The organism is Bartonella sp. AP88XZML (genome assembly GCF_042195565.1).
Classification (GTDB): domain Bacteria; phylum Pseudomonadota; class Alphaproteobacteria; order Rhizobiales; family Rhizobiaceae; genus Bartonella.
The window spans coordinates 69,058-77,393 of the sequence record NZ_JBHIOQ010000106.1 but is presented as its reverse complement, the minus strand read 5'-3'; the positions used below and the strand labels follow the sequence as shown (position 1 = coordinate 77,393).

Below are 8,336 nucleotides of genomic sequence, written 5' to 3'. Positions count from 1 at the left end.
CTTCGTTTTGCTATTCGTGAAGGTGGTCGTACTGTTGGTGCCGGTATCGTCTCTAAGATCATTGAATAAATAATGCTTGTTAAAGGGGTGTTAAAAGTGTTTTAGTTTTGAGAGTTAGGGGTATAGCTCAGTTGGTAGAGCGGCGGTCTCCAAAACCGCAGGTCGCGGGTTCAAGTCCTGCTGCCCCTGCCAAAGGGGGTACATATAAGGGAGTGGATTTTGCTGCCTTTTTCGCTTTTTTTGATATGGGGCTTGTTTTTTTGTGTGTGAAACGGTATTGAATAGAAAGTAAGGAAATTGCATAAGTCTGAAAGTTGGCTTTTGCATTTTTTTCCTGTTTATTTTATTCTATAAAACACAATAGGACTAGAGAGAGTATAGTGTGACGATGGCATCTAAAACCAATCCGATTACCTTTTTGAAGCAGGTTTATGCAGAAACAATTAAAGTGAAATGGCCTACACGTCGTGAGACGGTTATTTCTACTATTATGGTTTTGTTGGTAACTGCATTGGCTTCAGCTTTCTTTTTTATTGTGGATCAGGTTATGCATTTTGGTGTTTGGCGGGTTATTGATCTTCTGAAATATCTTTTTAGTTGAGAATGTAAGGAAGTGTGACTGTGGCAGCTCGTTGGTATATTGTTCAGGCATATTCAAACTTTGAAAAGAAAGTAGCGGAAGCTATTGATAAGGAGGCAAAGCAAAAGGGACTTGATCATCTTTTTGAAAAGATTTTTGTTCCAACAGAGCGTGTTGTAGAGGTTCGTCGTGGACGCAAAGTTGATACTGAGCGAAAATTTTTTCCTGGTTATGTTCTTGTTCGTGCTGAGTTAACAGATGAAGTTTATCATCTTATTAAGAATACGCCTAAAGTGACAGGTTTTTTAGGATCAGATGCGCGTCCTGTTCCCATTTCTGATCGAGAGGTTGAGCAAATTCTCAAACAAGTTCAGGAAAGGGTTGAGTCTCCAAAGTCTTCTGTATTGTTTGAGGTTGGAGAGCAAGTTCGCGTTGCTGATGGTCCTTTTGTTTCGTTTAATGGAATTGTTCAAGAGGTTGAAGAAGAGCGCTCTCGTCTTAAGGTTGAAGTGCTTATTTTTGGGCGTCCTACGCCTGTTGATTTGGAATTTAGTCAGGTTGAAAAACTCTGATTAAACTTAGAGTAGTTTTAATTACTTTAAGGAAGGAGTGGGAGGTGATTTATAGCTTTTGTCGGCTTAATGATCCGAACCACGTGACTGCAAGCGGGTAACGGGCAAGATGAATTGTCAGTATACCAGTAAAATTAAAGGCAGATTGTTATGGCAAAAAAAAGTATAGGTCAGCTTAAGTTGCAGGTCCCTGCAGGAGCTGCTACTCCATCTCCACCGATTGGTCCAGCTCTTGGGCAGCGTGGTATTAATATCATGGAATTTTGTAAGGCGTTTAATGCAGCGACACAAGAAATGGAAAAGGGGGCACCGATTCCAGTTGTTATTACGTATTACCAAGATAAATCTTTCACATTTTCTCTCAAGACGCCTCCTGTATCATTCTTTTTAAAGAAGGAAGCAAACCTGAAATCTGGCTCAAAAGAGCCTGGTAAAGTGTCTGTAGGAAGCATTTCTCGCGATAAAATTCGTTCGATTGCGGAATCAAAGATGAAAGATCTTAATGCGAATGACATTGAGGCAGCAATGCGTATGGTTGAAGGTTCTGCTCGCTCGATGGGCTTGGAAGTGGTGGGCTAATATTATGGCAAAAGTAGCAAAAAGAATAAAAAATATCCGAAAAGATATTGATTTTAATGAACTTTACGCTTTAAAAGATGCCGTTTCAATGGTTAAGGAGCGTGCTGTTGCTAAGTTTGATGAAACAATCGAAATTTCAATGAACTTGGGTGTTGATCCTCGTCATGCTGATCAAATGGTTCGAGGCGTTGCTCATTTGCCTAATGGAACAGGGAGAAATATTCGTGTTGCCGTTTTTGCTCGTGGGGATAAGGCTGAGGAAGCTAAGGCGGCAGGAGCTGATATTGTGGGTGCCGAAGATTTATTTGAAAGCGTTAATAGAGGGACTATAGATTTTGATCGTTGTATTGCAACGCCAGACATGATGCCTCTTGTTGGTCGTCTTGGTAAGATTCTTGGTCCACGGAGTTTGATGCCGAATCCGAAAGTTGGTACTGTAACACTTGATGTCGCCGGTGCTGTCAAAGCTTCTAAAGGTGGTGCTGTTGAGTTTCGTGTGGAAAAAGCTGGTATTGTGCATGCTGGTATTGGTAAGGCTTCTTTTGGTGTTGAAAAAATCGTAGAAAATATAAAAGCCTTTGCAAGTGCAGTTATTAAAGCCAAACCACAAGGTGCAAAAGGTGAGTATATTAAGCGCGTTGCTGTTTCGTCGACTATGGGAATTGGTGTTAAAGTTGATCCAGCAACGGTTCGTTCAGAGCTAGTATAAGCTGATTTATAATTTTGTTTTGGGGTATGGGAATATCAAAATTGTATTTAAAATGCTGATTTTGATCAGCTCGCTATCTAAGCTTTATAGGGCTTAGGTTGTACCGGGAGAAATTCCGGAATATCCTGTCCGAGATTGTAGGTGATGCTTTTAAGTATCTTAATCAAAAAAAACCTGCATGAGACTGGGGTAAAAACTGAGAGTTAAAAGACTTAAAGGGTTTGAGCCAAGGTTGCCTTTGAACGCTGTGCGTGAAAAAGGGGACAGGATCCTCATCGGTGACATGAAGTGTTTTATGTTATCAAAGGTAACCAACAGGTTTGTTTTAAGCAAATCTGTTAAATGGAGAGAGACAGTGAATAGAGCGGAAAAACGCGAATTTGTTACATGGCTTAACGAGGCTTTTCGGAAGTCTGGTTCTGTTGTTGTTGCACATTATTCCGGTCTGACAGTTTCACAGATGAATGATTTGCGTTCGAAAATGGGTGAAGCTGGCGGTGCCGTTAAGGTCGCCAAAAACCGTCTTGCTAAAATCGCTCTTCAGGGCACGGAATCTGAATCGATAGTGGGTTTGTTTACTGGACAAACACTTATTGCTTATTCAGAAGATCCAATCACAGCACCGAAAGTTGCTGTTGATTTTGCGAAAAGCAATGACAAATTTGTCATACTTGGCGGTTCAATGGGTGCAACAAGTTTAACTGTAGATGCTGTGAAGTCATTGGCTTCATTGCCTTCATTAAACGAGTTGCGTGCAAAACTTGTGGGTATGATTTCTACCCCTGCGACCCGTATTGCACAGGTTGTTAATGCCCCTGCTGGTCAGGTTGCACGTGTCATTGGAGCATATGCTCAGGAGGATAAGGCGGCTTAAGGCTGTTTGTATTCACGTTTATGGAAGAGCTTTAATGCTTTTCTGTTTTTTTGAATAAGATTTAATAATGGTTAAAATCTTTTAATTGAAGGAATTTAAAAATGGCTGATCTAGAGAAGATCGTAGAAGACCTTTCTAATCTAACCCTTTTGGAAGCCGCTGAGCTTTCTAAGTTACTTGAAGAAAAGTGGGGAGTTTCGGCTGCTGCTCCTGTAGCTGTCGCTGCTGTTGCTGGTGCTGCTGCTCCAGCTGCTGAAGAAAAAACAGAATTTGATGTTATTCTTGTTGAAGGTGGCGCACAAAAAATTAATGTTATTAAGGAAGTTCGTGCTCTTACTGGACTTGGTCTTAAAGAAGCTAAAGATCTGGTTGAAGGTGCACCTAAGCCTATTAAAGAGGCTGCTTCTAAAGAAGAAGCAGAAAAAATTAAATCTCAACTTGAAGCTGCCGGTGCTAAGGTGGAACTTAAGTAAATTTAATTTTATCGGCGGGCATTTATGTTCGCCGATTTTCTTTCTCTTAATACAAAGAGGGAAAATAATGAGTAAAAAACCTTTTCCCAATGGTTTCGTAACAGGAATGGGATAGGTTTGGATTACTTACCCCTTCATCATAGAGTCAAAGAGATAAATGGCTTATGTTGGTGGGGAAAGTTAATGATGCTCATTATTGAGTGTCAAGTGAACTGGTCTGCATATGCAGGTTAATGGTATAAGGCTTTCAAGGTTGGTCTACCTTGAAGAGTAAAGATCAAGGAGCGACGATGGCTCAGACTCACGCAATGATGTCTCAATTCAATGGTCGTAAGCGCGTACGGAAATTTTTTGGTAAGATTCCTGAAGTAGCAGAAATGCCGAATCTTATTGAGGTTCAAAAAGCCTCATACGATCAATTTCTCATGGTTGAGGAACCGAAAGGTGGACGACCAGATGAAGGTTTGCAAGCTGTTTTTAAATCGGTTTTTCCTATTTCAGATTTTTCCGGTACAGCTATGCTTGAGTTTGTAGGTTATGAATTTGATTTACCAAAATTTGATGTTGAAGAGTGCCGTCAACGTGATTTAACTTATGCTGCCCCATTAAAGGTCATATTGCGTTTGATTGTTTTTGATGTTGATGAGGATACTGGCTCCAAAGATATCAAAGACATTAAAGAGCAAGGCGTTTATATGGGTGATATGCCTTTAATGACGACGAATGGTACCTTTATTGTTAATGGTACGGAGCGTGTTATTGTTTCTCAGATGCATCGTTCTCCTGGTGTCTTTTTTGACCATGATAAAGGAAAGTCCCATTCATCAGGAAAGCTTCTTTTTGCTGCTCGTGTTATTCCGTATCGAGGTTCTTGGCTTGATATTGAGTTTGATGCTAAGGACATCATTTATGCGCGTATTGATCGACGGCGCAAGATTCCTGTTACTAGTCTTTTGATGGCATTAGGTATGGATGCGTCGGATATTTTATCGACGTTTTATGATAAAGTGACTTATGAGCGTGATGGAGAAGGATGGCGAGTTCCTTATTCTGTGGATCGCTTTAAAGGAATGAAGCTCATTTCTGACCTTATAGATGCAGATAGTGGTGAAGTCTTTGCGGAGGCTGGTAAAAAATTAACAGTTCGTACTGCGAAGTCTTTGGTAGAAAAAGGACTTAAAGCGGTTAAAGTTAGTGAAGATGATTTATTAGGTTGTTATCTAGCCGAAGATATCGTCAATTACGAAACAGGTGAAATCTACCTTGAAGCTGGTGATGAAATTGACGAAAAAGTATTAAAAATTCTGCTCGATGTTAGTGCTGATCAAGTCAATATTCTTGATATTGATCACATGAATATTGGCGCTTACATCCGCAATACTTTGAAGGTGGATAAAAATGAAAGTCGGCAGGATGCGTTATTTGATATTTACCGGGTGATGCGTCCAGGTGAACCTCCAACAATCGATACAGCAGAAGCAATGTTCCATTCATTGTTTTTTGATCCAGAGCGTTATGATCTTTCAGCTGTCGGGCGTGTTAAGATGAATTTACGTATGGATCTTGATTGTCCAGACACAGTTCGTATTTTACGCCAAGAGGATATTCTTGCTGTTGTTAAGATGTTGGTTGAATTGCGTGATGGACGTGGTGAAATTGATGATATTGATAATCTTGGCAACCGTCGCGTTCGTTCCGTTGGGGAGTTGATGGAAAATCAATATCGCATTGGTCTTCTTCGTATGGAGCGTGCGATAAAAGAGCGTATGTCATCGGTTGAAATTGATACAGTTATGCCACAGGATTTAATCAATGCAAAGCCTGCGGCAGCAGCGGTCCGTGAATTTTTTGGGTCTTCACAATTGTCGCAGTTTATGGATCAAACCAATCCATTGTCAGAAATTACCCATAAGCGCCGTCTTTCTGCTCTTGGTCCAGGTGGTTTGACTCGTGAACGTGCGGGTTTTGAAGTCCGTGACGTACATCCTACGCATTATGGTCGTATTTGTCCGATTGAAACACCAGAAGGCCCCAATATTGGTCTGATTAACTCCTTAGCAACATTTGCGCGAGTTAACAAATATGGCTTTATTGAAAGCCCATATCGAAAAATTATTGATGGGAAAGTCACAAAAGAAGTTATTTATCTTTCAGCGATGGAAGAAGCAAAGCATTATGTCGCTCAGGCTAATTCTTCATTAGATAACGAAGGTCGTTTTATAGAAGAGTTTGTTGTTTGCCGTCATGCTGGTGAAGTTTTAATGGCGCCGCGTGATCATGTTGATTTGATGGATGTTTCACCAAAACAGTTGGTTTCAGTTGCAGCAGCGCTTATTCCTTTTTTGGAAAATGATGATGCGAATCGTGCGCTTATGGGATCGAACATGCAGCGTCAAGCAGTTCCTCTTGTACGCGCTGAAGCGCCATTTGTTGGGACGGGAATGGAATCTATTGTTGCGCGCGATTCAGGAGCTGCTGTAAGTGCAAAACGTAGTGGTGTTGTTGATCAAGTCGATGCTACCCGTATTGTTATCCGTGCAACAGAAGATTTAGATCCTTCAAAATCAGGCGTTGATATTTACCGCTTACAGAAATTTCAGCGTTCTAATCAGTCCACTTGTATTAATCAGCGTCCTCTTGTACATGTCGGTGATAGGGTAGAGAAAGGTGATATCATTGCAGATGGTCCATCCACGGATCTTGGTGATTTGGCTCTTGGGCGGAATGTTCTCGTAGCCTTTATGCCTTGGAATGGATACAATTATGAAGATTCTATTTTGTTATCCGAGCGCATTGTTGCTGATGATGTGTTTACTTCAATTCATATTGAGGAATTTGAAGTTGCGGCACGCGATACAAAACTTGGACCTGAGGAAATTACGCGCGACATTCCTAATGTTGCGGAAGAAGCGTTAAGAAATCTTGATGAAGCTGGCATTATTTATATTGGTGCTGAAGTTCAACCAGGTGATATTTTAGTTGGAAAGATTACCCCGAAAGGTGAAAGTCCCATGACGCCGGAAGAAAAGCTTCTGCGTGCAATTTTTGGGGAAAAGGCATCCGATGTTCGTGATACTTCTATGCGTATGCCTCCTGGGACTTTTGGTACTGTTGTTGAAGTTCGCGTTTTTAATCGCCATGGCGTGGAAAAAGATGAACGTGCGATGGCAATTGAGCGTGAAGAAATTGAGCGTTTAGCAAAAGACCGTGATGATGAACAGTCTATTCTTGATCGCAATGTTTATGCGCGCCTCACCGATATGTTGACAGGTAAAGTTGCTGTAGAAGGTCCGAAAGGCTTTTCGGGCAGCAAAAAGCTTGATAGTACAGTAATGGGGCATTATCCACGATCCCAGTGGTGGCAATTTGCTGTTGAGGATGAAAAGCTTCAAAATGAAATTGAAGCTTTGCGCAAGCAATATGATGAATCAAAAGAAGCATTACAACGTCGCTTTATGGATAAGGTTGAAAAGGTCCAAAGAGGTGATGAAATGCCTCCTGGTGTCATGAAAATGGTGAAGGTTTTTGTGGCTGTGAAGCGCAAAATCCAACCAGGTGACAAGATGGCGGGACGTCACGGGAATAAGGGTGTTGTTTCACGTATTCTTCCCGTAGAAGATATGCCATTTCTTGAAGATGGGACCCATGCTGATATCGTCTTGAATCCGCTTGGTGTGCCTAGTCGTATGAATGTTGGACAAATTCTTGAAACGCATCTTGGTTGGGCATGTGCGGGGATGGGCAAGAAGATTGGTGCTTTGTTAGAGTTATATCAAGAGACTGGGGATATATTGCCGTTGCGTCAGCGTATTGAAAATCTTATGCCTGATGATAATCATAATGAACCAGTTCGTCAGTATGATAATGAAAGCCTTTACAAATTGGCATTGCAGATGAAGAAAGGGGTTTCAATTGCAACGCCTGTTTTTGATGGAGCACATGAGTCTGATATTAACATGATGCTGGAAGACGCAGGCTTAGATAGTTCAGGGCAGGTTACGCTTTATGATGGTCGTACTGGGGAGCCTTTTGATCGTCCAGTAACGGTGGGATATATTTACATGTTGAAATTGCATCACCTTGTTGATGATAAGATTCATGCACGTTCTATTGGTCCCTATTCACTTGTTACGCAGCAGCCATTAGGAGGTAAGGCACAATTTGGTGGTCAGCGTTTTGGTGAAATGGAGGTTTGGGCACTTGAAGCTTATGGTGCTGCATACACTTTGCAGGAGATGCTAACAGTAAAATCAGATGATGTGGCTGGTCGAACAAAAGTCTATGAGGCAATTGTGCGTGGTGATGATACATTTGAGGCAGGTATACCCGAAAGCTTTAATGTGTTGGTAAAAGAAATGCGCTCACTTGCTCTTAATGTGGAGCTTGATGATGCGCGTGAACTTATTGCACAGCGGGCATTGTCTGATACGGCAGAATAATAATTCAAGGAGCGCACTAGAAAAAGGTGCGCTCTTATTACTTTAAGAGGCTCAATAACCTTATTAAGGCTATACAGGTCATTTTTAAAAGTAAATGTCTTTTAAAGAAG

Annotated in this window: 7 protein-coding genes, 1 tRNA gene and 1 pseudogene; all 9 read left to right on the top strand. The window is 41.3% G+C overall.

The annotated features are described in order from the left end of the window. Positions 1 to 69: pseudogene (locus ACFIK2_RS10070) on the top strand (elongation factor Tu); the annotation flags it as partial. Between the two features lie 47 nt (positions 70 to 116). Further along, positions 117 to 192 (top strand) — tRNA-Trp (locus ACFIK2_RS10065). Positions 193 to 388: 196 nt separating this feature from the next. Continuing rightward, on the top strand, positions 389 to 601 hold the full coding sequence (secE, locus tag ACFIK2_RS10060; RefSeq protein WP_273790652.1) for a preprotein translocase subunit SecE: 213 nt from the start codon (positions 389 to 391) through the stop codon (positions 599 to 601). Between the two features lie 20 nt (positions 602 to 621). Beyond that, positions 622 to 1,152 (top strand): transcription termination/antitermination protein NusG, encoded by a 531-nt coding sequence (gene nusG, locus ACFIK2_RS10055; RefSeq protein ID WP_375632755.1) that lies wholly within the window; start codon positions 622 to 624, stop codon positions 1,150 to 1,152. A gap of 150 nt (positions 1,153 to 1,302) precedes the next feature. After that, positions 1,303 to 1,731, top strand: a complete 429-nt coding sequence (rplK, locus tag ACFIK2_RS10050; RefSeq protein ID WP_273723157.1) for a 50S ribosomal protein L11 — start codon at positions 1,303 to 1,305, stop codon at positions 1,729 to 1,731. A 4-nt stretch (positions 1,732 to 1,735) separates the two neighbouring features. Further along, positions 1,736 to 2,440 (top strand): 50S ribosomal protein L1, encoded by a 705-nt coding sequence (gene rplA / locus ACFIK2_RS10045; protein ID WP_375613460.1) that lies wholly within the window; start codon positions 1,736 to 1,738, stop codon positions 2,438 to 2,440. 355 nt (positions 2,441 to 2,795) lie between these two features. Then, complete coding sequence (gene rplJ, locus ACFIK2_RS10040; protein WP_012755027.1) at positions 2,796 to 3,314, top strand: 50S ribosomal protein L10; 519 nt, start codon at positions 2,796 to 2,798, stop codon at positions 3,312 to 3,314. 101 nt (positions 3,315 to 3,415) lie between these two features. Beyond that, positions 3,416 to 3,787: a 50S ribosomal protein L7/L12 gene (rplL, locus tag ACFIK2_RS10035; protein ID WP_273790654.1), complete on the top strand. Its 372-nt coding sequence runs from the start codon at positions 3,416 to 3,418 to the stop codon at positions 3,785 to 3,787. 290 nt (positions 3,788 to 4,077) lie between these two features. After that, positions 4,078 to 8,226 (top strand): DNA-directed RNA polymerase subunit beta, encoded by a 4,149-nt coding sequence (rpoB, locus tag ACFIK2_RS10030; RefSeq protein ID WP_375677247.1) that lies wholly within the window; start codon positions 4,078 to 4,080, stop codon positions 8,224 to 8,226. Positions 8,227 to 8,336 lie beyond the last annotated feature (110 nt).